This is a genomic window from Nocardia ninae NBRC 108245, from assembly GCF_007990755.1.
Classification (GTDB): domain Bacteria; phylum Actinomycetota; class Actinomycetes; order Mycobacteriales; family Mycobacteriaceae; genus Nocardia; species Nocardia ninae.
The window spans coordinates 18,926-43,275 of sequence record NZ_BJXA01000066.1; the positions used below are offsets into that span (position 1 = coordinate 18,926).

The window sequence follows — 24,350 nt, forward strand, 5'->3', positions numbered from 1 at the left end:
ACGGTAAAGATCGACGCGGCAAGGCGCACTCGAATAAATACCCGCCGCGGGCGAGTAATTCCACTCGGTGTCACCGAGCGGGGGTGCTCGGATAAGCATCCTCGGCGTTGATATGGGCGATGCCCGCGGCCAGGCGTTCGGCGTCGGCGGTGGTGATCAGGTCCTCGGCGAGCCACTCGTCGAGCAGTCTGCCCAGGCCACGGCGCCACCAGAACGCGCCGAGAAAATGCAGTTCGGGCAGGCCGTAACCGTCCGAGGAGTAGCACAGCGAGCGAAAGGGGGCGAGTTCGAGCGTTTCGGCCAGCACGGCCTGGGCGCGGTGCCCCACGTAGGGCACGGTGAGCCCGATATCCATCCGGACATGCCCGAAGGCGTGCGCCAGGTAGGCGGCATTGCGATGGAATGGCCAGCAGTGCAACAGCATCACGGTGAGGCCGGTGTTCGCGGTTTTGCGAAGAAAGTCGGTGAGCAGCAATGGATCCGCGCGGTGCAGCCGCAGGTCGGTGTCGCCGAAACCGGTATGGAATTGCAGGGGCAGGCCGAATTCGGCGCCGATGCGCGCGCCGAGCCCGACCAGCCAGCCGAGCAGGTCCGGCTCGGTGAGGCGGTGCTCGGGGAACACGGTCTTCGGTGGTCGATCGCGCAGCGGAAAATCCAACCCGCATCGGTAGGCGACGATGGACTTGAGTCCGACGGCCTGACGGGCACGATCGCGCAGCCGGGCCTCGATCTCGTCGAACACCGCCCGTCCCGCGCCCACCTCGGCGATGACCTGCTCGGCGACCTGTTCGAGCCGCACCACCTCGCGCACCTCGCCCTCGGTGAGCGGGCTGAATTCCGCTGTGCCGCCGCCGAACCCGGTGTCGATGAACCAGCTGGTGGTGCCGGTGGCGGCGAGCAGCCGGACGGCGACCTCGCGCCAGCCGAGCTCGGCGCGATGCGCCAGGTAGGCGTCGGCGCCGACGTGCGGCGGTAAATCCAGCGCCGGTGCGCACCATCGGCGCACCGCCAGCCCGACCGCGGAATCGAAGCTGCCGGTGGCGCCTTCGCCGAGCAGCTGCTCGAACCCGGCTCGGTCCACATCGTGGGGAACCACGCCGTGGCAGTGGTGGTCGGTCAGGGTGAGGCCGTCGGTCAGCACGTCAGAACCGCCAACGGGTCAGCGCGACAAGCTCTTCCGGGCTGCTGTCGCGGTAGCGCTCGGCCTCGGCGCGGCGCACGGTGAGCAGTGCGTCGTGCAGTTCGGGGCCCATCGCCTCGGCCAGCACCCTGGAGTCCGCCAGCCGGACGGCGGCCTCGGCGGGGCCGGTCGGCAGCCTACGGACACCGGAGATCATCAGCTGTTCGGCGTCGAAGGTGACCGGGTCGCCGTTGATTTCGGCGGGCAGTCGTAATTCCTCCGCGATACCGGCCAGTCCGGCGGCGATGACCGAACCGACGATCAGATACGGATTCCCGGTCGCATCAAAGCATTTGACCTCGGCATTGGCCGCCCACTCCTCGGTACCGCACACGCCGGTGATGAAACGCAGCGCCGCTTCACGGGTTTCGCGGCCCCAGCACTGCCAGGTACCCGCCCATCGCGACGGCACCAGTCGTAGAAAACTCGCCGGATTACCCGCGCCCACCGCGACCAGCGCGGGTAGTTCACGCAGTACTCCGGCGAGGAACGCCTCGCCCGTCCGGCGCATTCCGTACGGACCGTCGCCGGTGGCGAACAGCGGGCCGTCCGCGTCCTGCGCGGAAAAGTGCAGGTGCGCACCGGATCCGGTGCCGTCCGGATCGAGGCAGGGCGCGAGCAGCGCCCGCCAACCGTGCTTGAGGCTCACCTGGCGGATGGTGTGGCGCACCAGCACCGCGTCGTCGGCCGCGCCGACCGGGTCGGCGGGTTGGACGGACAGCTCCAACTGTCCTGGTGCGTATTCCGGATGGAATTGGTCGACGAGGATCCCTTGCCGATCCAATATCGCGACCAGTTCCCGTGCGTAGTCGGCCACCTGTCCGAGCCGCAGCATGCTGTAGGCGGGGCCGTGCACGGCGGGGATGAAGTCTGGGGGGTCGTCGGTGCCTACAGACCATTCGGTCTCGAATGCCATGGACAGCCGAATCCCGGCCCGGCGTGCGGCCTCGTCCTGGCGGGCTGCGAACCCGCGCTGGCAGGCGACGAAAGGGGTCCCGTCCTGGGTGTACTTGTTGGTCGGAGCCCAGGCCCAGCCCGGTTGGCAGGCGAGCTCGGTCAACGCCGACAGGTCCGGGATCAGCCGTAGATCGCCGTCGGGCCCGCCCAGGTATTTGCCGACCGCCATCAGGTCGTCGAAGGCGAAGGTCTCGAAGCAAGGCGACACCCCGACCCCGTACCGCGCCGCCTGCCCCAGCCGCCGCATCGGCACCGTCTTCACCCGGGTGATCCCCGCATTGTCGACAAAGGTCAATGCGACGATCTCCGCGTCCAGCCTGTCGATCACCGCTTCGTTGTCGCCGTCGAACGGGATGCGCTCCGGCATGGTGGACATGAACATCAACGATAGTCGGCAGACTGCCCGTCGGCGTTGCCTTTTCCCGCGGTGCTACTTCGTGGTGAGGGCGGCTGAGATTTCTTCTTCGCTGGGGATCGAGGTGCTCGCGCCGAGCTTGGTGGTAGCCAACGCGCCTGCCGTTCCTGCCCAGGTCAGCGCCCATTCGGGGCCACGGTGCCAGGCGGCGGCCAGTGCACCGGTGAAGGTGTCGCCCGCGCCGGTGGTGTCGACGACCTCTACGCGGGGGCTCGGCTGGGACAGTTGTTCGCCGTCCCGGCCGCGATAGACCGCGCCGTCGGCGCCACGGGTCACGACCACATGGGCGACCGGGTCGAGGTCGGCGCCGAGCTGTTCGGCTTCACCCGAATTCACCACCGCCACATCGACATTCGCCCACAGTTCGGCGGGAACATGTTGCACCGGCGACGGGTTGAGCAGCACGGTGGTGCCGTTCGCGCGGGCGTGCCGCGCGGCAGCGGCCACCGTATCGAGCGGAATCTCTAACTGGCACAGCAGAATATCGGCCGCGGCGATCACCGCGAGATCGGCCTCGGTGAGTTCGGTCATCCGGGTGTTCGCGCCGCCGACCACGATGATGCTGTTCTCGCCGCCACCGTCCACCACGATCGCAGCCACACCGCTCGGCCCGTCCACCGTCCGCAGCTGCTCGACACCCACCGACGAATCCGTCAGTGCACGACGCAGTTCGGCGGCGAACACGTCGTCACCGACCGCCCCGAGGAACTGCACGGCACCGCCCGCCCGCTGCGCGGCGATCGCCTGATTCGAGCCCTTCCCGCCGGGCACCATCGCGAATCCGGTGCCGAGCACCGTCTCGCCCGGCACCGGCCGTCGATCGGTGGTCGCCACCAGGTCCATATTGATACTGCCGAGCACCGCGATCGAGGGAGTGTCCGTCTTTTCGGCCATGCCGGAACAGGGTAGTAGAGGCGCTACAGCGGTGGTTCCGGCCCGGCGGCGGGAAAGTACGCTGTACCCATGACGGTAGGAACGACGACCGAGCCGGATGTCCGCGAGGTGGTGCACGAGGCCGCACGCAAGGCTCGGGTCGCGTCGCGTGTGCTGGCCCAGCTGACCACCGCACAGAAGAACGACGCATTGCACGCGGCGGCCGACGCGCTGCTCGCCGCGGCCGACCAGGTGCTCGACGCCAACGCCGAGGACGTGCAAGCGGCGCAGTCGGCGAACGTCGAGGAATCGCTGATCGACCGGCTGCGGCTCACCAAAGCCAGGATCGACGGCATCGCCTCCGGCCTGCGCCAAGTGGCCGGCCTGCCCGACCCGATCGGCGAGATCGTGCGCGGCTCGGTGCTGCCGAACGGGCTGGAGGTCCGTCAGGTCCGGGTGCCGCTCGGCGTGATCGGCATGGTCTACGAGGCCAGGCCGAATGTCACCGTCGACGCGTTCGGGCTGACGCTGAAGTCCGGCAATGCCGCGCTGCTGCGCGGTTCGTCCTCGGCCGCGCACTCCAATGCCGCGCTGGTCGCGGTGTTGCGCGAATCTCTTGTCGCACACGATCTTCCGGCCGATGCGGTGCAGTTGCTGCCCAGCGCGGACCGGTCCAGCGTCACACACCTGATCCAGGCCCGCGGTCTGGTCGACGTGGTGATCCCGCGCGGCGGCGCCGGTTTGATCAGCGCCGTGGTCCGCGATGCCACCGTGCCGACCATCGAGACCGGCACCGGCAACTGCCACGTCTACGTACACGCCGCCGCCGACCTCGAGATGGCCGAGCAGATCCTGCTCAACGCGAAGACCCGCCGCCCCAGCGTCTGCAATGCCGCCGAGACGGTGCTCATCGACGACGCGATCGCAACCACCGCGGTGCCCAAGCTGATCGAGGCGCTCGAACGGCACGGCGTCACCGTGCACGGCGACCTGCCCGGCCTGGTGCCCGCGAACAGCAAGGACTGGGGCGAGGAGTACCTCACCCTTGATATCGCGCTCAAGGTGGTCGACGGCCTGGACGCGGCCATCGAGCACATCAACACCTGGGGCACCGGGCACACCGAGGCCATCGTCACCGGTGAGCTGGCCGCGGCCCGCGAATTCTCCAGCCGGGTCGACGCCGCCGCCGTGATGGTGAATGCTTCGACCGCGTTCACCGATGGCGAGCAATTCGGCTTCGGTGCCGAGATCGGCATCTCCACCCAGAAGCTGCACGCCCGCGGCCCCATGGCGCTACCGGAGCTGACCTCCACGAAGTGGATCGTGTGGGGCGACGGCCAGATCCGGCCTGTTTAGGTAACAGGGGGCGACCAACCCCCGAGGAAGGACTGCACGTGGCCCCCATTTCCGAGACGACCCAGGAGCCGATCTTCAGCTCGGTCGACGATGTGATCGACCAGCTGGCGACCACGGGCTATCTCGCCGACAAGGCCACGGCCACCTCGGTGTTCCTGGCCGACCGGCTCGGCAAGCCGCTGCTCATCGAGGGTCCGGCCGGTGTCGGCAAGACCGAGCTGGCGCGGGCGGTCGCGCAGACCTCCGGCGCCGAGCTGGTGCGTCTGCAGTGCTACGAAGGTGTCGACGAGGCGCGCGCGCTCTACGAGTGGAACCATGCCAAGCAGATCCTGCGGATCCAGGCGTCCAGTGAAAACGACTGGGAAGAAACGAAAGCCGACGTTTTCACCGAGGAGTTCCTGCTGTCGCGGCCGCTGCTCACCGCGATCCGGCGCAGCGATCCGACGGTGCTGCTGATCGACGAGACCGACAAGGCCGACGTCGAGATCGAGGGCCTGCTGCTCGAGGTGCTCAGCGATTTCGCGGTCACCGTGCCGGAACTGGGCACCATCGTCGCGAGCCGCAAGCCGTTCGTGGTGCTGACCTCCAACGCGACCCGCGAGCTGTCCGAGGCACTCAAGCGTCGCTGCCTGTACCTGCACCTCGACTTCCCGGACGAGGAGCTGGAGCGCCGCATCCTGGCCAGCCGGGTGCCGGAACTGTCCGCCGCGGTCGCCGCCCAGCTGGTGCGGATCGTGCACGTGTTGCGCGGCATGCAGCTCAAGAAGCTGCCCTCGGTCGCCGAGTCGATCGACTGGGGCCGCACGCTGCTCGCCCTCGGCATGCATGATCTGGACGACTCGGCGGTGCGGGCGACGCTCGGCGTCGTGCTGAAGCATCAGAGCGATCACCAGCGCGCGCTGGCCGAGCTGAAGCTGGCCTGAGGCGATGCCCGCGCGTTCGCAGCCCGCGCCCGACGCGGACCTGACCGCGCCACACGGGTTGTCCGGTCACCTCGTCGGGTTCGTCGAAGCGCTGCGCGAACGCGGCATTCCGGTGGGCCCCTCGGAAACTGTGGACGCGGGCCGGGTGGTCACGGTGCTCGACCTGCTCGACCGGGAGGTGCTGCGCGAGGGGCTCGCGTGCTCGTTGCTGCGCCGGACCACCCACCGCGCGACCTTCGACCGACTGTTCGACCTGTGGTTCCCGATCGCGATCGGGGAGCGCAGCGGTGCCCGCGACGAGGTCGAGATTCCCCGGACCCCGACCGGTGAAGTCGACATCGCCGCGCTGCGGGAACTGCTCGCCGAGCTGTTGAGCCAGGAATCGGCCGATGCGCAACTCGAGGCGCTGGCCGCCCAGTTGGTCGAGCAGCTCGGGCAGTACACGTCCGCGAGTGGCGCGTCGTTCTCGGCGTATCAGGCATTGAAAGACGTTCAGCCGCAGACCTTGCTGGCCAAGATCCTGGCCGGCCTCGCGGTCGGACCGGATACCAGCGCGTTCGACACCGAGATCGCCCGGCGGGCCGCGCGCGGCCGGATCGACGCGTTCCGGGCGTCGGTCGAGGCGGAGACGCGGCGGCGGGTGGCCGAGCGGATCGGGCGGGAGCGGGTCGCCAGCTACGGTGTCCCGCGCCAGTCCGAGGACGTGGACTTCCTGCGCGCCTCGGAATCCGAGCTGATCGAGATGCGGCGCAGCACCCAGCGCCTCGCCCGCATCCTCGCTTCGCGACTCGCGGTGCGGCGCAGGCATTCCCGCCGCGGCGAGATAGATATGCGCAAAACGCTGCGTAAGTCGATGTCGACCGGCGGCGTGCCCATCGATCTGGTGAACCGCAAACCACGGCCCGGTCGTCCGGAGCTGGTCCTGCTGTGCGACGTGTCCGGCTCGGTGGCCGGGTTCAGCAACTTCACCCTGTTGCTGGTCAGTGCGCTGCGCGAACAGTTCTCGCGGGTAAGGATTTTCGCGTTCGTCGACCAGACCGACGAGGTCACCCAGTTCTTCGATCCGCGCACGCAGCTGGACAAGGCGATGAACCGGATCTTCACCGAGGCCAAGGTCGTCGGGATGGACGGGCACTCCGACTACGGCAACGCGCTGGCCGGCTTCGCCAGAGACTTTCCGGATGCTGTCACCGCCCGCAGCTCGCTGCTGATCCTCGGCGACGCGCGCACCAATTACCGTGACCCCGAACTGGAAACACTGCGGGGGCTGGTGCGCACCGCCAAGCACGCGCACTGGCTCAATCCGGAGATGCGCACCAACTGGGGTTCGGGCGATTCCGCCGCCGACAAATACCAACAGGTGATCGAGATGCACGAATGCCGCTCGGCCAGCCAGCTGACGGCCGTGGTGTCGATGTTGCTACCGGTGTAGGAGCCGACATGGATGGTGCGCAACTGCTCGAGTACTGCCTGGCGAAACCCGGCGCGTGGCAGGACGAGCCGTGGGAAGGCGACGTGGTCGCCAAGGTCGGGGACAAGATCTTCGCGTTCCTAGGGGACACCTCGGTGGGGCTGAAGTGTGGCCGCAGCCGGGAGGAGGCCGACGAGCTGACCCGGGTGTATCCGAATGACGTGGCGGCTTCGGCGTATATCGGGCGCTACGGCTGGAATGTGGTCACGCTCGGTGGTGCGGTGCCGGGTGATGAGTTGCGGGAGCTGGTCGATCAGTCCTACGACGCGATCGTGCGCAAGCTGCCGAAGTCCAAGCGGCCGACCGGCTGAAGTTCTTATAGGCCCGTCAGGCGAGACCATCAGCGTTCGTTAAGCGAACCATTGGGCGCTGCGGCGAGGATTGCCCACCATGGTGGAGAGAGCGCCCAATGGTGTGGCGGCGGTGGAGGACAGCTATACGTTCCAGGTGGATCTGCGGGGGATCGTCGACTTACTGTCTCACCACCTGTACTCCAGTCCCCGGGTGTATCTGCGGGAACTGTTGCAGAACGCCGTCGATGCCGTCACCGCGCGGGCCCGGCGAGACCGGTTGGCGCCCACCGCGATTCGGATCTGCATCGACGAGACCGGCCTGCGGATCGCCGATCCCGGGATCGGGCTGACCGAGGCGGACGTGCACCGCTTCCTGGCGACCATCGGCCGATCGTCGAAGCGGGACGACATCGAGGGCGCGCGGCGCGAATTCCTCGGGCAGTTCGGCATCGGCCTGCTGGCCTGCTTCACCGTCGCCGAGACGATCCGGGTGGTCACTCGCTCCGCCGACGATCCCGCCGCGGCGCCGGTCGAGTGGCTGGCCGCCGCGGACGGCACCTACTCGGTGCGGTTGCTGGAACCGGCGGAATATCCCGAGCCAGGCACCACGGTGCATCTGACGCCCCGGGTCGGCGCGGAGTCGTGGTTCGGCCCGCGCCGGGTGATCGAACTCGCCCGTGAGTACGGGTCGTTGCTGCCGTATGCGGTGACGGTCGAGTCCGATGGCGTCATCGTGCCGGTCACCGATGGACCGGCGGTGTGGCATCGCGAATATTCGTCCGTCGTCGAGCGCCGCGACGCATTGCTCGAATTCGGTGAACGCGTCCTCGGCTTCGCACCGCTCGACGTCATCGACTTGGACGCGGAACTGGCCGGCGTGAGCGGCGTCGCGTATGTGCTTGCGCAGCCGGGCAATCCGGCCGAGAGCAGCGCGCACCGGGTGTACCTGAAGGGCATGCTGCTCGGCGACGCGGTGCGCGGCGTACTGCCGGACTGGGCGTTCTTCGTGCGCTGCGTGATCGACACCGACTCGTTGCGGCCCACGGCCTCCCGGGAGGGGCTCTACGAGGACGAACGGCTCGCCATCATCCGCGAGGTGCTCGGCGATCGAGTGCGCGACTGGCTCACCGAGATCGCGGCCGAACAGCCGCAGCGGCTGGCGGCGTTCCTCGCGGTGCATGCGCTCGGGGTCAAGGCGATGGCTCGGCATTGGCCGGAGTTGTTCCGGATCATGCTGCCGCACTTGAATTTCGAGACCACCGACGGACCGCTTCCGCTGACCGAGTTCGCGCGCAACCACCCGGTCGTCCGGGTGACCGCGTCCGTGGAAGAGTTCCGCCAGGTGGCCTCGACCGCTGCCGCGCAGGGGATCGGGATCGTCAACGGCGGCTACGCCTATGACCGCGAGCTGGTGGCGTTGCTGCCACGGCTGCTGCCCGGCGTCGAGGTGATCGACCTCGATACCGACGCCATCACGGCCGCGCTCGACCCGATCGATCCGGCCGAGGAACTGGCGTTGACGCCGGTGCTGTCCATTGCCCGCGCGGTGCTGGATCCGCTGTCGTGCGACGTGATAGTTCGTGCCTTCCATCCTGTTTCGGTGCCCGCGCTGTATCTGGACGACCGCGGCGCGCGCAATGAACGCACCAGGGCCGAGACGGCGCTGGGCGCGGACGAGCTGTGGAGCGAGATCCTCGGCGCGCTGGACGCCGCGGCGCCGCGCGCCCAGCTGGTGCTGAACCATCACAGCCCGGTCGTGCGCAGGCTGGCCCGGATCGGCGATCCCGCTTTCCTGAAGACGGCGGTGGAATCGCTGTACGGGCAGGCCCTGCTGATGACCCACCGCCCGCTGCGGGCGGCCGACACGGCGCTGCTCAATCGCGCCTTCGGCGAGTTCCTCAGCTGGGCGACGCAACGTGCCGCGGGCACCGGCGAAGAGACGGAGTGACAAGTGGATACCGCCGAGATCAATGAGGCGCTCGCGCAGGTCTACTCGTTGCCGCACGGCCGACTACGCGTCGAGCGGCTGGAAATGCTTGCGGCGGCGGCGAAGTCGGCCACCGACCGGCATCTCGAAGGACGGGTGTTGCTCGAGCTCGCCGAGTCCTACACCTATGCGGGCGAGCGTGACCTGGCACCGGTCGCCTACGGCAGGCTGCTGCGGATCTACGACGAGTTCCCCGCCGAGCTCGGCTCGCTGACGCATTCGGTGCACTGGTACCTCAAGTGGATGACCTGGGGGCTGATCGACAATCCCGCGGTGCCGCCGACGACGGTCTACCGGTGGTTCGACGAGCTCGAAAACCGTTACCGCCAGCGCGGTTACAGCCTGCGCCCGGTGCTCGCGCTGCGCGCCGAATTGGCCAGGAAGCTGGGCGACGCCGAGCACGGTGCGCTGTTGCACGAGGAAGCGATGGCGGCGCCGCGCGACGGCATGTCGGACTGCGATGCGTGCGAGCGCAACGAATGGGGCACCGGCCGTGCGGCTTTGGGTGACGATGCTGGTGCGCTCGCGCACTGGCAGCCGGTCATCGACGGTGATCGGGTCTGCGCGGAGGAGCCGCACCGAGTATTGGCGCAGGCGCTGCTGCCACTGCTGCGCACCGGACGGGTCGCTGAAGCACGTGGCGCGCATTTGACCGGGTATCCGCTGGTCCGGCACAACGACAGCCTCCGGCCATCAGTTGCGTTGCACATCGAGTTCTGTGCGTTGACCGGCAATGAAGGACGCGGGCTGGAGATCCTGGCCGAACATGCCCGCTGGCTCACCGATCCCGGCGCGGACGCCGGTGCTCGGCTCGCGTTCATCACCGGGGTCTGCGTGCTGCTGCGCCGGCTCGACACGCTCGGCCTCGGCTATCTGCCGATCGCGGGTGGGACGGTGAATTCACTACTGGCGGAGCTGGATACGGAGATTGCGGGGTTGTGTGCGCGGTACGACATCCGTAACGGGAATGCTGCGGTGAGTACCCGCGTCACCGCTCGGTTGGCGAGACAGCCATTGCTGGAACGGCTTCCGCTCGGATTGCGCAGTCGGTTGCCGGGGGTGTCGGCAGGTTGTGATGCTGCCGATGGTGCCGCCGCGACGTTCGGTGCCACGAGCGGGCAGGCGTCGACCGGCGGGGGCGCGCCGGCAGGCGGCGGCATCGAGGGCGGTTCGGGTCCGGATAGCGCCGTGCGGACGGGCGATGGCACTGCGACGATCGGTGTCGGTTCTATGAGCGTTGCAGGCTCGGCGGGCGGCGTCGGTTCGGCCTCGGGTTCCGTGCTTGCCGACAGTGCTGCCACTGGTGTGAGCCGAACGGCGGTCCCGTCGTCCGGTGAGTGGGCTGCGGACGTCACCGCCGAAGCGGACAGGCGAAGCGAAGCGCGGCGGTTGGCGGAGCTCGGTGCCGCCCGGCTGGCCGACGCCCCGGAACAGGCCGAAGCTCGACTGCGTGAGGCGTTGACGATCGGGTCCGGTGTGCTGCCCGCGGAACACCTGGCGCGAGTCAGCTCGCAATTGGTCATCGCGATCGCCGGACAACCGGATCGCGAACTCGACCTGGCGGACGCGGCGGTGCGCGCGGCCGCTCGGTGGGAGGGGTTGTCCGAGCCGGATCTGCTGCACCACACCGTGATCGCCGCGCGAGCTTTCCATCGCGGTCGGCGGCACGGCGAGGCCGTCGCGCTCTTCGAGGAAGCGCTGGCGGCGAACGGGGTTCCTTATCCACCCGCCGAACTGGCCACGGTTCGCGCCCAGTTCGGCGAATCGCTGAACGCATTGCACCGATACGACGACGCCGCCCGGCAGTTCGCCCTCGGCGCTCAGCTGGTGGAGCACGATCCCGAACGTCGCGCACTGCACGCCCAACTCGCCATGTCGGCGGCGGCCGCGCTGGACTACTCCGATCACGACGCGGCGGCGGTGGCCGCGTATCAGCGGGCGGCCGAACTGTTCGGCGAGCTCGGGGACGTAGTATCGCGAGCCCGGTGCGTCCGATCGGCGGCTTGGTTGCAGCTGTGGGGGTCCACGGCGGGGCCGGGCCGGCCGTGGTTCGCCGCGATGCAGGCACTGATCGCCGAGCTGGCCGAACTGGACGGCGGCTCGTCGAGCAACGAGGTCGCCGAGGAACTCGCCAGGGCCCGCCGGGAGCTGACGGAAATGCTGGACGCCGAGGACCGGGACTGGGTGGCCGGGGAGTAGCTTGCCGCTCCCGGCCGCGGGGAGCAGACCGGTTAAGCTCGGCACTCATGCAAGAGACAGGTCGGCGCGGCCGCAAACTGGGCGTGATGGGCGGCACCTTCGACCCCATCCACCACGGTCACCTGGTCGCCGCCAGCGAGGTCGCGAATCGGTTCGAGCTCGACGAAGTGATCTTCGTCCCCACCGGTCAGCCCTGGCAGAAGGCGGATAAACAGGTCAGTCCGGCGGAGGACCGCTACCTGATGACGGTGATCGCGACCGCCTCGAACCCCCGATTCTCGGTCAGTCGCGCGGACATCGACCGGGGCAAGGTCACCTACACCGTCGACACACTGCGGGAGATGCGCAGCCAGCATCCCGACGCCGAGCTGTACTTCATCACCGGAGCGGATGCGCTGGCCAACATCCTGACATGGCAGGATTGGGCCGAACTGTTCGAACTGGCGAGGTTTGTCGGGGTGAGCCGTCCGGGGTACGAGCTGAATACCGATCATCTCGAGGAACATCTGCGTGATCTTCCGGCCGATGCGGTGACCATGGTCGAAATCCCGGCGCTGGCGATCTCGTCGAGCGAATGCCGTCGCCGCGCCGCCGAGAATCGGCCGGTGTGGTACCTCGTCCCCGATGGCGTGGTGCAGTACATATCCAAGCGGCACCTCTATGTGCCCGCAGGAGCGGAAGGTAGCTGAGTGAGCGAGCGTAGCGGGGAGCAAGCATGAGTGCGTCTGTGGAGTCGGTGGAGATCGCGCAGATCGCGGCCCTGGCGGCGGACGAGAAGCTGGCACTCGACGTGGTGGTGCTCGATGTGTCCGAGCAGTTGGTGATCACCGACTGTTTCGTCATCGCGTCCGCGCCGAACGAGCGCCAGGTGAACGCCATCGTCGACAACATCGAGGACAAGCTGCGCGACGCCGGGCACAAGCCGGTGCGGCGCGAGGGGACCCGCGAGGGGCGCTGGGCGCTGCTCGACTATGTCGACGTCGTGGTGCACGTCCAGCACAACGAGGAGCGCAATTTCTATGCGCTGGAACGGTTGTGGAAGGACTGCCCCGTGGTGCCGGTGGACGGACTCGGCACACCCGAGGCGCGGGCCGCGGCGGTGAACGGTGCCGCGGAGAGCGATGCCGAGTGAGCGAGCGAGTCGTCGGTAAGTCAGCGTCCAGCGTCAGAAAGGCGCGACCGTGAGTAAGTACGCCGGCGTGCGCACCCTGATCCTGCTGCGCCACGGGCAGACCGAATGGAATGCCGCCGACCGGATGCAGGGTCAGATCGACACCGATCTCACCGAACTCGGCCGTCGTCAGGCCAAAGAGGCCGCGCGCGAACTGGTTTCGCGCAATGCGATCGCCATCATCTCCTCGGATCTGCGCCGCGCCTTCGAGACCGCCTCCGCACTCGCCGATCACACCTCGCTCGACGTGGTGCCCGACCCGCGACTGCGGGAAACCGATCTCGGCGACTGGGAGGGGCTCACCCACCTCGAGGTCGACGCCGACTACCCCGGCGCGCGCAAGGCCTGGCGGCTCGACGCCACCTTCCGGCCGCCGAACGGGGAGAGCAAACTCGAGGTCGGCGCGCGGTCGCTGCCGGTGGTGCGGGAACTGCTCGTCGAACGGCAGGACTGGCCCGGCCGGACTATCATCCTGGTGGCGCACGGCGGGCTGATCGCCGGCCTCACGGCCGCGCTGCTCGATCTGCCGCCAGCGAACTGGCCCGTCCTCGGCGGACTGGCCAACACCAGCTGGGTGCAGCTCAGCAGTCACGGTCCGAGCATCGACCAGCCCGGCTGGCGCCTTGACGTGTGGAACGCATCGGCGAAGGTGGCCCCGGATGTCCTCTGAAGACCCGATTCGGCAGGTGCCGGACGAACTGTTCCGTAAGGCGTCGGCCAAACCGGAACGGTCGATCCCGGACGCGCTGTTCGGCCCGCCCCCGGTACCCCCGGCGGTGGAGCCCGAAGCCGCTGAGTCGGGCACGGATGAGGGTGAGGCGCCGGGGGAACCCGAGGGTTCCGCACCCGCCAGCTCGGTTGATCCGCCGCCGCCGGAGCGGGTAGCTGGCGTTGTTTCGCCCGCTGCAGCAGTCGCCTCGGCTGACTCGGGCGTGGCTACTCCGAAATCTGCCACTTTCGACGCGGTGTCGGAGGGCGAGTCGGGCGCGGCGACTACGGTTCCCGCAACAGTCGACCCCGTGCCGGAGGGCGAGTCGGTCCTCGCTGCTGCCGACGCCGTTGCCTCGGCTCTGGTTGCCGAGCCGGACACCTCTCGTGAACCACTCAGCGCCGCAGTCGGTTCGGCGACTCCCCGTGTGGGAGCGTCCGCTGCGGCGGTCGCCGCCACTTCGGCCGACTCGGGTTCGGCAACTACGGAATCCGCCACCGTCGATCCCGTGCCGGAGGGCGAGTCGGTCGCCGCTGCTGCCGACGCCGTTGCCTCGGCAGACGTGGCGGCGACCGAGCGGCCGGTGCTGCTGGTGATCGCGGATTCGTTGTCCTACTTCGGGCCCAAGGGTGGGCTGCCCGCGGATCATCCGCGGATCTGGCCGAATCTGGTTGGGGCCGAGCTGGATTGGGATGTCGAGGTGGTCGGGCGGATCGGCTGGACCTGCCGGGATGCTTACTGGGCGTTGATCGGTGATCCTCGGGTGTGGGCGGCCGTGCCGCGCGCGGGTGCCGTGGTGTTCGCGGTCGGCGGCATGGACTCGCTGCCCTCGCCGCTGCCGACCGCGCTTCGTGAACTGATCCGCTACGTGCGGCCGCCGGCCCTGCGCCGCCGCGTCCGGGCCACCTACACCTGGTTGCAGCCCAAGTTGTCGAAACTCGGTCGCCCCGTGGCGCTTCCGCCGAAAGTAAGCGTCGACTACCTGGAGCAGTCGCGGGAAGCGTTGGCGCACTTGCGACCCGACCTGCCGTTCGTCGCGGTACTGCCGTCGGTGCACAACTGCGAGGCCTATGGTCGCGTGCATTCCGGGCGGGAGCCCGCCGTCAAGGCGCTACGGGCATGGTCGGCGCGGACCTCGGTGCCGCTGGTCGATCTCGGTGAAGCGGTGCGCGACAACATCTTCTCCGGCGACGCGAACCCGGACGGCATCCACTGGGGCTGGGCCGGGCACACGGCCGTGGCCAACGCGATGGTGAAGACCTTGCAGGAGGTTCGGTAGTCCGTGGCCGTCGTGGTCGTGACAGATTCGTCCGCCAGCCTCCCTGCCGAACTCGCCGCCGAGCTCGCTATCGCCGTCGTACCACTGCATGTGCTGATCGGTGACCGCGCGATCCGCGAGGGCGTCGACCCCATCGACATCGATTACAGCTCCGACACCGTGACCACCTCGGCGGCGTCGCCCGGTGAACTGCGCGCCGTCTACGAACAGGCCTGGGAGCTCAGCGGCGGCGATGGTGTTGTCGCGGTGCATATTTCGCGCCAGCTCTCCGGAACGTGGGAGGCGGGGCGGCAGGCGGTTCGCGACATGGACGCGGCTGACCGGGTGCGGCTCGTCGATTCGCTCGGCGCGGGCCTGGCCACTGGGCTGCCGGTGCTGGCCGCCGCGCGCCGGGCGCAGGGTGGGGCGTCGCTGGATGTCGTGTACGACACGGCCGTTGCGGCTTCGAGTCGTGCGCGGACATTTATTCTGGTGAACCGCACCGAACAGTTGCGTCGGGGTGGTCGATTGAGTTCTGCCGCCGCGTTTTTCGGCAGCGAGCTGGTTACCAAGCCGCTGTTGCAGATTGTCGAGGGGCGGCTGGAACTCCGGGAGAAGGTCCGCACTCGGTCCAAGGCGTTCGCGAAACTTGTTGCGGCAGCGGTCGATGCGGCGGGCGAGGACGGTGCCGCCGTGGCCGTGCAGCACCTCGGCGCCGAAGACGCGGCACAGACCGTCGCCACCCAGCTCCGAGACCTCGTCCCCGGCATCCGCGAACTAATCATCGCCGAATTCGGCCCCGCCCTGGGTATCCACCTCGGCATCGGCGCGGTAGGCGTCCTAGTCCTCCCCGGCGGCTGCACCTAGCGATCGTTGCGCCGAACGGGACATAGGGGTGCCGACACGCCGGGTAGGGCTGCCGTCATGTCCCGTCCGGCAACCGGCGGATCGGGGAGTGGTACATGGCTGCGGCGAACTGCGAGAAGAGGCTCTGTGGTGTGCCGGTCACGGGGCTTGCAGGTCGGCGTGCTGGGAAACCTGGCCCGGCTGGGGTCAGCGTGCTGCGGTGGCGGATTGACTCAGGGTGTGGGCGCCAGCGCGGACGGCTGGCCAGTCCGTGTCGGGTCTGCGATCGAGGGCTTGGGAGAGCCATCGCGCTCGGTCGCGTTGTTCGTAGGCCAACTGGGCTGAGTCGATCTCGATACCTGGTGGCGGGCCGGAGCTTTCGAATTCGCGCAGGCGCGTTGACATCGCGGCGAGCAGGGCGCGATCGAATTCGATGACGGCCGTGCGGAATTCGTCGGTCGGGACGCTGACACGGCCGGTCGACGGTCCGGTGAACTCGATTTCCCCCTCCGGATCCGCCGGGTAATGCCAGGCGACGGTGACGGTGTCGGCGCTGCCGTCGACGGTTCGCCACCAGCGCAGGTGCGGGCCGAACCACAGGTAACCGGTGTCGAGAGTGTGATCGCCGTACCAGGTGGACGCGGCGTCGACCTCCGGGGTGTCCGCCCAGGACCAGTCCGTGGCTTCGGCGGCGATGAAGTCGACCAGGTCGTTCGGCACCGGCTCCAGTGCGTTCGGGAGCAGCGCGAGTACGTCCTCCCACAGGCGGGCCACGTAGTACTCGACGTAGCAGTCGTGCGGAGCCTTGTGCCGTCCGGATTGGGTGCGCAGTAACTCGGTCGTGCGGTCGGAGAAGCGGAGTAGATGGTGGTCGCCCAGGTCGATGTAGTACCAGCCTTCAGTGAGCGCGAACCAGGGCAGAGTCCGGGACCGATCTCCCCACGGCCCGACTCGGTCCCACGGCGCCAGGCCGAAACGGAATCGGATCACGGGCCAAGTTTTGCACCTAGGCCACGCCCGACCGAGCTGCGTGCCGTCGGCGAGTTGTGCACACCCCGGCAGTTGTCAACAGGACGGACGAATTCCCTGGTCGGCCACGATCCTTCGGTGCCACCCGGAACTACCGTCGCCCCCATGCCACGACAGGACGAACGCGAACGGATCCGGCGCCGGATGAGCGCACTGACCTGCCGCGTCGGCGCCAGCCGGACGGGAATCGCAGGCGCCGCCGAGGCCGCGCAACCCCTCGGCGGTCGCCGCGCGCAGTTGGCGAGCGCGCTGCCCGCGGCGCCCCGGATGTCGGGTGGACTCGGCGAATCGGCGCACGACCGATCGAGAAACGGTAGCGCGAGTCCTGGACGGTGGGATCTGGCAGAGCTGCCGTCCGATGACGATGCGGACGATGGTGAGGTGCGTTCGCCGGGGTGGCTGGCGGAGCCCGTCACCACCGGGTGGCGGGATCGGCTTGTGCCGGAGCGCTTTCGGGGCATGCGGCTGGATCCGGGACGCCGGGGGATGTGCATGCTGCTGCTGGTCGGGGTGGTGGCGATGGCGATAGCCGCCGTGGTGATATTTCGCGAGCGGCCCGTGGCGCGGCCGGTGCCACCGGTGCCCGCGGTGCGAACGACCACGGATCCCGCCGTCGCGCGATTGTCGGGTGCGGTGCCGAGGAGTCCGGCCGCCACGCCCGGTGCCGCACCGGCGCCCGCCGAACCAGGGGCGGCAGGCATCGAATTGGTAGTCAGTGTCGTCGGTTTGGTGCAGCGCACCGGCCTGGTGCGGCTGCCCGCCGGTTCCCGGGTCGCCGATGCCCTCGCGGCAGCCGGTGGTGCACAAGACGGCGCCGACCTCGCCGGACTCAACCTGGCGCAGCGACTGCTCGACGGCGACCAGGTACTCGTCGGCCCACCCGGCCCGAACCCCGGCCCGCCGCAACTCGGCAGCGCGACCATCAACTCGGGTGCCCGCCCTTCGGCCGCACCATCCGGATCCGCACAGCCGTCCACACCGTCGGGCCGGGTAGACCTCAACACCGCGACAGAATCCGAACTCGACGCCCTTCCCGGCATCGGCCCGGTCACCGCCAAAGCCATCGTCACCTGGCGCACCACCCATGGACGCTTCACCGACGTCGCCCAGCTCGGCCAGGTCGACGGCATCGGTCCCGCGCGTCTGTCCCGGCTGCGCGAGCTGGTGAAGGTATGAGCGCGGTGGGCTGGAGTCAGCGGCAAGCGCCCGGCGGACGCGGGCAGGACGCAGAACGGGATGACGCCGATGGCGAGGCGCAGGTACTCGATGCTCGGTTGTTGCCCGCGGCGTTGTGTTGTTGGGCGGCAACGATTGTGGCGGTGACAGCCGGGTGGGTGGCCGGGCTGTGGCTCGCGGTGGCGTTGGTCGCGCTGGCGATCGGGCTGTGGGTGCTGCTGCTGTCGGCGATGGCGCATCCGGGGGAGCGGCACCGGGGCGTTGCGGTGGTGGCGTTGGCCGCGGTGCTGCTGGCGGGCGGGTTCGCGGTGGCCGCGGCGTGGCGGGAACATCGGGTGGCCACGCATCCATTGCGGGCCGTGGCGGGGATGTCGCTGCGGGTTGTCGTGACGCCCAGCGACGATCCGAAGCCGGTGCGCGGCAGTTTGTTCGGGGGCAGCCGGTGGGTTGTGCGGGCAAGTCTGGACGAGTACCGGCTCGGCGCGACGACGGTGCGAGCCGGTGGGGCGGTGGTGGTGCTGGCGTCCGGCGAAGTATGGGCGGAATTGCTGCCCGGACAGGCGGTCGAGTTCCAGGCGCGAGTCGACCGACCACGGGGTCGTGATCTCACGGTGGCCACGCTGCTGGCCCAGGGACCACCGCAGGTTGTCGGCGCCTTGCCGTGGTGGCAACGCGTAGCCCATTCGATCCGTACGGATTTCGCGACCGCGACAGCTCGGGCGTTGCCTGCGGAACCGGCCGGGTTGCTACCCGCACTCGTCGATGGAGACACCTCTGCACTGCCCGACGAGCTTCGTGAAGAGTTCGATGTCGCAGGTCTGGGTCACCTATGCGTGGTCAGCGGGGCCAACTTCACCATTCTGCTCGGCGCCGTGCTGCTGGTAGTGCGGGTGCTTACCCTCGGTCCGCGCACCGGTGCGCTGGTCGCGGGCGCGGCACTGGTGCTGTTCGTGATCATCGCGCGGCCTGATCCGAGTGTGCTGCGCGCCGGTGCAATGGGCGCGATCACCCTGCTGGCCTTGGTGACCGGGCGTCGAAAGCAGGCGCTGCCTGCGCTGTGCGCAGCGGTCATCGGACTGCTTGCCGTGTGGCCGGCGCTCGCGGTTTCGGTCGGCTTCGCCTTGTCGGTGTGCGCGACCGCCGGATTGATTCTGCTGGCACCGAGTTGGGCCGACTGGCTGCGTGCGCGGGGTTGGCGGCGTGTGCCTGCCGAGATCGTCGCGGTGGCGGCGGGTGCTTTCGTCGTCACCACGCCGCTCATGGTCGCGCTGGACGGGCAGCTCAGTCTGGTCGCGATTCTCGCGAATGTGCTGGTAGCGCCCGTGATCGCGCCGATAACGATCATTGGGGCGCTCGGCGCTGTGCTGTCCTGCGTCTGGTCGCCGCTCGCCGAAGTCGTATTGCCTTGTGTCGCACCACCGATGTGGTGGCTGTTGTTCGTCGCCGAACGCGCGGCCGATGTGCCCGGCGCGTCCGTCGGGGTACCAGACGGAGTGTTCGGCGGAATCGTCGCCCTCATAGTTGTCGCCACGGTCATCATCGCGTTGCGATTCGCCGCCGTCCGCAGGGTGGTCCTGACCGTGGCGTTCGGCATAGCGGTGGTGTTGATCCCGGTGCGAATCTGGCATCCCGGCTGGCCACCGTCGGGCTGGGTGCTGGCCGCCTGCGATGTCGGTCAAGGTGATGGGCTCGCGCTGTCGGTCGGCGAGGGCACCGCGGTGGTCATCGATGTCGGGCCGGAGCCGCGGCCGATCCGAAACTGCTTGGACCGTTTGCACATATCGCGGATCGCGCTACTCGTGCTGACGCATCCACACGCCGACCACATCGGCGGTATCAACGGCGCGGTGGACGGACGTGCCGTGGCCGCCGTGGCGGTGGGGGCGCATGAGCTCGGTGCGGTGCAACCGGATACCCGCGGTGCGTCGACCACCGGAGATGCCCGGACGGCGTCGGCTGATCGCCAGCCGTCGTCGAGCAAAGCGGCGCAGCGGAGAGGACACGGCGAAGGGCTTGCACACGTAGTCGGTGTTGCCAAGGACGCGGAGATCCCGGTCATGGAATTGTCGGCCGGACAGCTGTTTCGTTTCGGCACAGTCGAAATAGAGGTCCTCGCCCCTGCGGTGGATGGACTACGACCGACCCCCGGCGCCGAAGCCGAGGAAGCCAACGACCGCTCGGTCGTCCTAGCGGCGACCACCCCAGCGGGACGAATCCTGCTCACCGGAGACATCGAAGCCCCCGCACAACGTGCACTACTGCAAACCGGCATCTCACTACAAGCAGACATCTTGAAGCTCCCACACCACGGATCCAGAACCACCACAAAAGAATTCCTCGCCGCAGTACGACCGCGGCTGACCGTGATCAGCGTCGGCACCGAGAACACTTTCGGACATCCGAACCCCGGCATCCTCACGGAGCTATCCGCCCTCGGCACAAATGTGGTGCGTACAGACCAGCGAGGAGACGTGCTGATCCTGGGCGGCGGGCCGGAGCTTCGGATGGTGACCTCGCGGTGAGCTTCCTGTGCGGCAAGGCAAATTGGCACACGTCAGGTGCGGGCATCAATAGATTAGGAAGCGTGACAGAACCCGTGAACATACGGCTACCTGCCGATCTGCTCGCGGCAGCGGAGCTGGCCGCCGAGGACGACGGCATCACCTTGATGGTGTTCGTCACCCGGGCGATCGAGGAGAAACTGCTGCGCAGCGAGTTCGATCGGCACGCTCGGATGGTGGACGCGGCCGCCGCGGCGGCTCCCGGTCATCTTCTTCAGAAGTCCCGCGCGATTTGCGACGGCCTCGCCACATGGAAAGCAGCGCAGCGCTTCGACGGGTCGCCGTGACGTGAACACGCGGAACCTGCGGGGTGGGGGTGTCGGTGGGGGACCGTAGGATCGCTGCCGTGACCGAGCGCAGCGAGCGTCAGCGAGAGGACCATCGAACCGGCGCGCGTATGCGTGTGGCGGAGGCGAGCGTCGGCGAGGTGATGTCATGACCGAGCGTCCTGCGCTGCACCTCATGCTGGGGGACGAGGAACTGCTGGTCGAGCGGGCGGTGGCGGAGGTGACCGCGCAGGTGCGTGCGCTCGCGCCGGATGCCGATGCGGTGCCGGTCGATCGGATGCGGGCGGGTGACGCCAGCACGGCGGAACTGGCGGAGCTGTTGAGTCCGTCGCTGTTCGCCGAGGATCGCGTGATCATCCTGGAGTCGGCGGCCGAGGCGGGCAAAGACGCGGTCGCGGTGATCACCGCCGCCGCCGGTGATCCGCCCGAGGGCGTGGTGCTGGTGGTGCTGCATTCGGGTGGCGGACGGGCCAAGGCCTTGGTGCCCGCGCTGCAGAAAGCCGGTGCGGTGGTGCACGACTGCGCCAAGGTGACCAAGGCGGCCGAACGCGTGGAGTTCGTGCGCGGCGAATTCCGCAACGCCGGAGTACGCGTCGCGGGCGACGTGGTGCAGGCGATGCTGGAGTCCGTCGGATCCGAACTGCGCGAGCTCGCCGCGGCCTGTTCGCAGCTGGTCTCCGACACCGGCGGCAAGATCGATGTCGCTGCCGTGCATCGCTATTACTCGGGCAAGGCGGAGGTCTCCGGTTTCGACGTGGCCGAGCTCGCCGTCGCCGGTGACCGCCCCGGCGCGATGGAGGCGCTGCGCTGGGCCAACGACCGCGGCGTCCCCCATGTCCTGCTCGCCGACGCCCTCGCCGACTCCGTGCACACCATCGCCCGCGTCGGCTCCGCAGGCCGCGGCGACCCGTTCAAACTCGCCCAGCAACTGGGCATGCCGCCCTGGAAAGTCAAGAAGGCCCAGGCGCAGGCCCGCAACTGGACCCCCACCACCATCGGCTCCGCCCTCCAGGTGGTCGCAGCCCTGAACGCCGACGTCAAGGGTGGGGCCGCCGACGCCAACTACGCCCTCGAACACGCACTCACCCAAATCCTCGACCTCCACGCGGCGGGCTGAGCCGCCATCTCGGCCTCGGTCGGATGGCAGTCGGGTGGGGGAGTCCGACGGGCAGGGCAGTCGAGAAAATCGGGATGCCGGATGTGTGCTGTGGCACATGTGGGCGAGAACTCAATCAGTTGGATTGAGAGAGCTGCCGAGCAAGAAACGGCAGCTGTTCGGGTGCGGCTGTGCCGTCAGATCGCAACGTCAGATGAGGTTTGTCCGGTCTCGGATCGGCACCACCGACGCACCCGCTAGTTCGCCTGCGACGTTCTGGCCAGCGGTTTCGCGAAGAATCGAGCCAATTGTCGGCTAATCGTTCATGTCAAACTGGAATCGGTTATGGACGAACGAACAGCACCGATCTTTCCGGTCGATGATTCCCGGCGGGGCCGCCTACGGCGCGGTCGGCCGCAGAGTGGTGTGCATCGTCGTCCGGAGCGTCGAGTGGGTCGAACCGCGCTGAAGGTGCTGGCCGGAGGTGTGTCGATGGCGGTGCTCGCGGGCACCGCAGTCGGATGGGCGACCGAGGGCCGGTTCGATCGCGGATTCACAAGGTCGGCGGCATTGGGTGTGGATGCACCGAGGTCGCTGGCCGGTGATACCAACGTGCTGCTGATCGGCCTGGACACCCGCAAGGATCAGGCCGGGAACGACCTGCCGAAGGAAATCCTGGATCAGTTGCACGCCGGAGACGGCGAAGAGGGCGGATACAACGCGAACACGCTGATTCTGGTGCACATCCCGGCAAATATGAAAAAGATTGTCGCCGTGTCGATTCCGCGTGACGACTACGTCAAGGTCTCCGGCATTCCCGGCTACACCAACGTGAAGATCAAGGAAGCCTACGGTCTGAAGAAGGCGGCCGTGCAGGATGAACTGATCAGTCAGGGCGTGACCGACAGCAAGGCACTGGAGCGCGCGGGACGCGAGGCGGGGCGGGCCTCGATCGTGCAGGCGGTGCGCGACCTGACCGGCGTCCCGATCGATCGATTCGGCGAGGTCACCCTGGCGGGTTTCTACGATTTGGCCAAGGCATTGGGCGGAGTCGACGTCTGTCTCAACAAGCCGGTGAACGACAGCTACTACTCCGGCGCCGATTTCCCTGCGGGCAGGCAGCGGCTCGACCCCGCGCAATCGCTGGCGTTCGTCCGGCAGCGGCACGGCTTGGAGAACGGTGATCTCGATCGGACCCACCGCCAGCAGGCCTTCCTCACCTCGGTGGCCCTCGATCTGCGCAAGGCGGGCACGTTCACCGATGTCGGCAAGTTGTCTGCGCTGATGGACGTCGCGCACCGCAATATCGTGCTGTCCGACGGCTGGAACATCACCGACTTCCTGCGCACCCTCGGCTCGTCCGAGAGCCCGGCCGTCGAATTCCGTACCTTGCCGGTGCTGCGCTACGACACCATCGATGGTCAGGACGTCAACATCATCGACCCGGCGGCGATCCGCCGCGAGGTCCGCGCCGCGTTCGGCGATCCGGACCCCACCGTCGCGTTGTTCAAATCGAGCCGACCGCCGACGCTGCCGACCACCGACCCACTTGCCGGAACAGCAACGCCCACACCGGATGTCGGAGCGCCGGTCGCTACCACCATCACCGGCAACACCATCCCCTGCGTCAACTGAGTGTCCCGCACCGGCTTGCCCGAAGCCATCCGCTTCGACCGGGATCGCGATTTCGACTCCGTTGGCGGTCGAGCATCGCTTCGGTCGGTGTCATCCATGCTGGATTTGCGCCCATTGACCCGAAATGTCCTGCCTGGCAACCTGATACCCGGTGGCCTCCGATGCGGCAACCGGCGACACCCGGGGCGCGGCGACACTAGTTCCCCTACGTCGCAACACTGATCCGCTGCGCCGCAACAGCACCGACCTGTCACATAGCGGCAGTAACTCGGTCGACTCCCGGCCCGGTCAATGCCGCGAGCCCAGCCTTCCGCCCCGTCGCGACAAGCAGCAGATCACTGATCGGCCCCCGGATTTCCTCGGGTCCGTCACCGCCCGCCCATTCCACGTCCGTGGCAACCAGCCGAATCCCACGCAACCGCTTGTGCGAACCGTAGAAAATATTGTTCCGCACATGTTCGAGCGCCGCGCACGCCTGCTCGATGGGCACCTCCCGCACCCGGCCGAGCGGTCGCGCAACGTCCTGTCCGTGAATCATCATGTCCACCAACGGATCTATCGGACTCGCCCCGGGCGCCCGGTGCGTCGATCCGGCCGACTCACGCACTTGCGCGATCAACTCGGCGGGCGTGAACCGGGCTGCGCGATCGCGAGCCAGCTTGTCGGTCATCCGGTCCCAATCGCCACGGGCCTTGATGACCCCCACCAGCGTTTCCCGCAGGCTGACCTTGCTGGACAGCGAGACGTGGGCCAGCACCTGATGCACAGTCCAGCCGGCACACAGTGACTCCACCTGCCATTCGTGCTCGTCGAGGCCGTCGAAGAAGTCGGCCAGCGAGAGCCTTTCGGCCGTTACCCACGCCTGGATCTGATCTCGGTCCACTGTGTTCCTCCGGGTTCGGTGTCGTCACCGGTACTGACGACCCGA

The 24,350-nt window shown here is 68.3% G+C and carries 21 protein-coding genes; 16 read left to right on the top strand and 5 right to left on the bottom strand.

The window, feature by feature from the left end; genetic code table 11:
* Window positions 1-70: 70 nt before the first annotated feature.
* From NN4_RS33560 to NN4_RS33570, 3 genes are read right to left on the bottom strand one after another with little or no spacing between them, the layout of a single operon-like run.
* Window positions 71-1,141 carry an amidohydrolase family protein gene (locus NN4_RS33560; protein ID WP_147139768.1) on the bottom strand — a complete coding sequence of 357 codons (1,071 nt, stop codon included), beginning with the start codon at window positions 1,139-1,141 and terminating at the stop codon, window positions 71-73.
* Between the two features lies 1 nt (window position 1,142).
* Window positions 1,143-2,513, bottom strand: coding sequence for a type I glutamate--ammonia ligase (locus tag NN4_RS33565; protein ID WP_147139770.1), 1,371 nt, complete (start codon window positions 2,511-2,513; stop codon window positions 1,143-1,145).
* A gap of 54 nt (window positions 2,514-2,567) precedes the next feature.
* Window positions 2,568-3,446 (bottom strand): ribokinase, encoded by an 879-nt coding sequence (locus NN4_RS33570; protein ID WP_147139773.1) that lies wholly within the window; start codon window positions 3,444-3,446, stop codon window positions 2,568-2,570.
* 69 nt (window positions 3,447-3,515) lie between these two features.
* On the opposite strand from NN4_RS33570, the gene NN4_RS33575 reads away from it, so the two are divergent.
* The 11 genes from NN4_RS33575 (at window position 3,516) to NN4_RS33630 (ending at window position 15,659) form a co-directional block, all read left to right on the top strand.
* Window positions 3,516-4,781: a glutamate-5-semialdehyde dehydrogenase gene (locus tag NN4_RS33575; protein WP_147139775.1), complete on the top strand. Its 1,266-nt coding sequence runs from the start codon at window positions 3,516-3,518 to the stop codon at window positions 4,779-4,781.
* A gap of 38 nt (window positions 4,782-4,819) precedes the next feature.
* Window positions 4,820-5,704, top strand: a complete 885-nt coding sequence (locus NN4_RS33580) for an AAA family ATPase (protein WP_186818759.1) — start codon at window positions 4,820-4,822, stop codon at window positions 5,702-5,704.
* 4 nt (window positions 5,705-5,708) lie between these two features.
* A complete protein-coding gene (locus NN4_RS33585; protein WP_147139778.1) occupies window positions 5,709-7,136 on the top strand; it encodes a vWA domain-containing protein in 1,428 nt (475 codons plus the stop codon).
* 8 nt (window positions 7,137-7,144) lie between these two features.
* A complete protein-coding gene (locus tag NN4_RS33590) occupies window positions 7,145-7,486 on the top strand; it encodes an MmcQ/YjbR family DNA-binding protein (RefSeq protein WP_147139779.1) in 342 nt (113 codons plus the stop codon).
* Window positions 7,487-7,565: 79 nt separating this feature from the next.
* The gene (locus tag NN4_RS33595) at window positions 7,566-9,416 is read left to right on the top strand and encodes an HSP90 family protein (RefSeq protein WP_147139781.1); all 1,851 of its coding nucleotides are present in this window, start codon (window positions 7,566-7,568) and stop codon (window positions 9,414-9,416) included.
* Between the two features lie 3 nt (window positions 9,417-9,419).
* Window positions 9,420-11,654: a hypothetical protein gene (locus NN4_RS45330; protein WP_186818760.1), complete on the top strand. Its 2,235-nt coding sequence runs from the start codon at window positions 9,420-9,422 to the stop codon at window positions 11,652-11,654.
* A 47-nt stretch (window positions 11,655-11,701) separates the two neighbouring features.
* Window positions 11,702-12,343, top strand: a complete 642-nt coding sequence (gene nadD, locus NN4_RS33610; protein WP_135235536.1) for a nicotinate-nucleotide adenylyltransferase — start codon at window positions 11,702-11,704, stop codon at window positions 12,341-12,343.
* 26 nt (window positions 12,344-12,369) lie between these two features.
* Complete coding sequence (gene rsfS / locus NN4_RS33615; protein ID WP_135235537.1) at window positions 12,370-12,786, top strand: ribosome silencing factor; 417 nt, start codon at window positions 12,370-12,372, stop codon at window positions 12,784-12,786.
* A gap of 49 nt (window positions 12,787-12,835) precedes the next feature.
* Entirely contained in the window at window positions 12,836-13,495 is a 660-nt protein-coding gene (locus NN4_RS33620; protein WP_107654842.1) for a histidine phosphatase family protein, read from the top strand.
* A 601-nt stretch (window positions 13,496-14,096) separates the two neighbouring features.
* Window positions 14,097-14,813, top strand: a complete 717-nt coding sequence (gene octT, locus NN4_RS46790) for a diglucosylglycerate octanoyltransferase (protein ID WP_147139818.1) — start codon at window positions 14,097-14,099, stop codon at window positions 14,811-14,813.
* 3 nt (window positions 14,814-14,816) lie between these two features.
* The gene (locus NN4_RS33630) at window positions 14,817-15,659 is read left to right on the top strand and encodes a DegV family protein (RefSeq protein WP_147139783.1); all 843 of its coding nucleotides are present in this window, start codon (window positions 14,817-14,819) and stop codon (window positions 15,657-15,659) included.
* 186 nt (window positions 15,660-15,845) lie between these two features.
* Here the strand turns inward: NN4_RS33630 and NN4_RS33635 are convergent, their stop codons facing one another.
* Window positions 15,846-16,628: a DUF5984 family protein gene (locus NN4_RS33635; RefSeq protein WP_147139785.1), complete on the bottom strand. Its 783-nt coding sequence runs from the start codon at window positions 16,626-16,628 to the stop codon at window positions 15,846-15,848.
* Between the two features lie 306 nt (window positions 16,629-16,934).
* Here NN4_RS33635 and NN4_RS33640 point away from each other — a divergent pair, with 306 nt between their 5' ends.
* The 5 genes from NN4_RS33640 to NN4_RS33660 all read left to right on the top strand — a co-directional run bounded on the left by NN4_RS33640 (window position 16,935) and on the right by NN4_RS33660 (window position 23,422).
* A complete protein-coding gene (locus tag NN4_RS33640; RefSeq protein WP_371865788.1) occupies window positions 16,935-17,843 on the top strand; it encodes a ComEA family DNA-binding protein in 909 nt (302 codons plus the stop codon).
* Window positions 17,844-17,986: 143 nt separating this feature from the next.
* A complete protein-coding gene (locus tag NN4_RS33645) occupies window positions 17,987-20,365 on the top strand; it encodes a ComEC/Rec2 family competence protein (RefSeq protein WP_246181222.1) in 2,379 nt (792 codons plus the stop codon).
* 62 nt (window positions 20,366-20,427) lie between these two features.
* Window positions 20,428-20,691, top strand: coding sequence for a hypothetical protein (locus NN4_RS33650; protein ID WP_147139790.1), 264 nt, complete (start codon window positions 20,428-20,430; stop codon window positions 20,689-20,691).
* Between the two features lie 148 nt (window positions 20,692-20,839).
* Window positions 20,840-21,808, top strand: a complete 969-nt coding sequence (gene holA, locus NN4_RS33655; RefSeq protein WP_135235543.1) for a DNA polymerase III subunit delta — start codon at window positions 20,840-20,842, stop codon at window positions 21,806-21,808.
* Between the two features lie 429 nt (window positions 21,809-22,237).
* Window positions 22,238-23,422 (top strand): LCP family protein, encoded by a 1,185-nt coding sequence (locus NN4_RS33660; RefSeq protein ID WP_371865787.1) that lies wholly within the window; start codon window positions 22,238-22,240, stop codon window positions 23,420-23,422.
* A gap of 250 nt (window positions 23,423-23,672) precedes the next feature.
* Here NN4_RS33660 and NN4_RS33665 read toward each other — a convergent pair whose 3' ends face one another.
* Window positions 23,673-24,305, bottom strand: coding sequence for a maleylpyruvate isomerase family mycothiol-dependent enzyme (locus NN4_RS33665; protein WP_147139793.1), 633 nt, complete (start codon window positions 24,303-24,305; stop codon window positions 23,673-23,675).
* Window positions 24,306-24,350: the final 45 nt, after the last annotated feature.

Excerpts from the sequence above, each read along its gene's own strand:
- NN4_RS33565 (WP_147139770.1), bottom strand. The coding sequence starts at position 2,513 with ATGTCCACCATGCCGGAGCGCATCCCGTTCGACGGCGACAACGAAGCG.
- NN4_RS33570 (WP_147139773.1), bottom strand. The coding sequence starts at position 3,446 with ATGGCCGAAAAGACGGACACTCCCTCGATCGCGGTGCTCGGCAGTATC.
- NN4_RS33575 (WP_147139775.1), top strand. The coding sequence starts at position 3,516 with ATGACGGTAGGAACGACGACCGAGCCGGATGTCCGCGAGGTGGTGCAC.
- NN4_RS33585 (WP_147139778.1), top strand. The coding sequence starts at position 5,709 with ATGCCCGCGCGTTCGCAGCCCGCGCCCGACGCGGACCTGACCGCGCCA.
- NN4_RS33590 (WP_147139779.1), top strand. The coding sequence starts at position 7,145 with ATGGATGGTGCGCAACTGCTCGAGTACTGCCTGGCGAAACCCGGCGCG.
- NN4_RS33595 (WP_147139781.1), top strand. The coding sequence starts at position 7,566 with ATGGTGGAGAGAGCGCCCAATGGTGTGGCGGCGGTGGAGGACAGCTAT.
- nadD (WP_135235536.1), top strand. The coding sequence starts at position 11,702 with ATGCAAGAGACAGGTCGGCGCGGCCGCAAACTGGGCGTGATGGGCGGC.
- rsfS (WP_135235537.1), top strand. The coding sequence starts at position 12,370 with ATGAGTGCGTCTGTGGAGTCGGTGGAGATCGCGCAGATCGCGGCCCTG.
- NN4_RS33640 (WP_371865788.1), top strand. The coding sequence starts at position 16,935 with ATGTCGGGTGGACTCGGCGAATCGGCGCACGACCGATCGAGAAACGGT.
- holA (WP_135235543.1), top strand. The coding sequence starts at position 20,840 with ATGACCGAGCGTCCTGCGCTGCACCTCATGCTGGGGGACGAGGAACTG.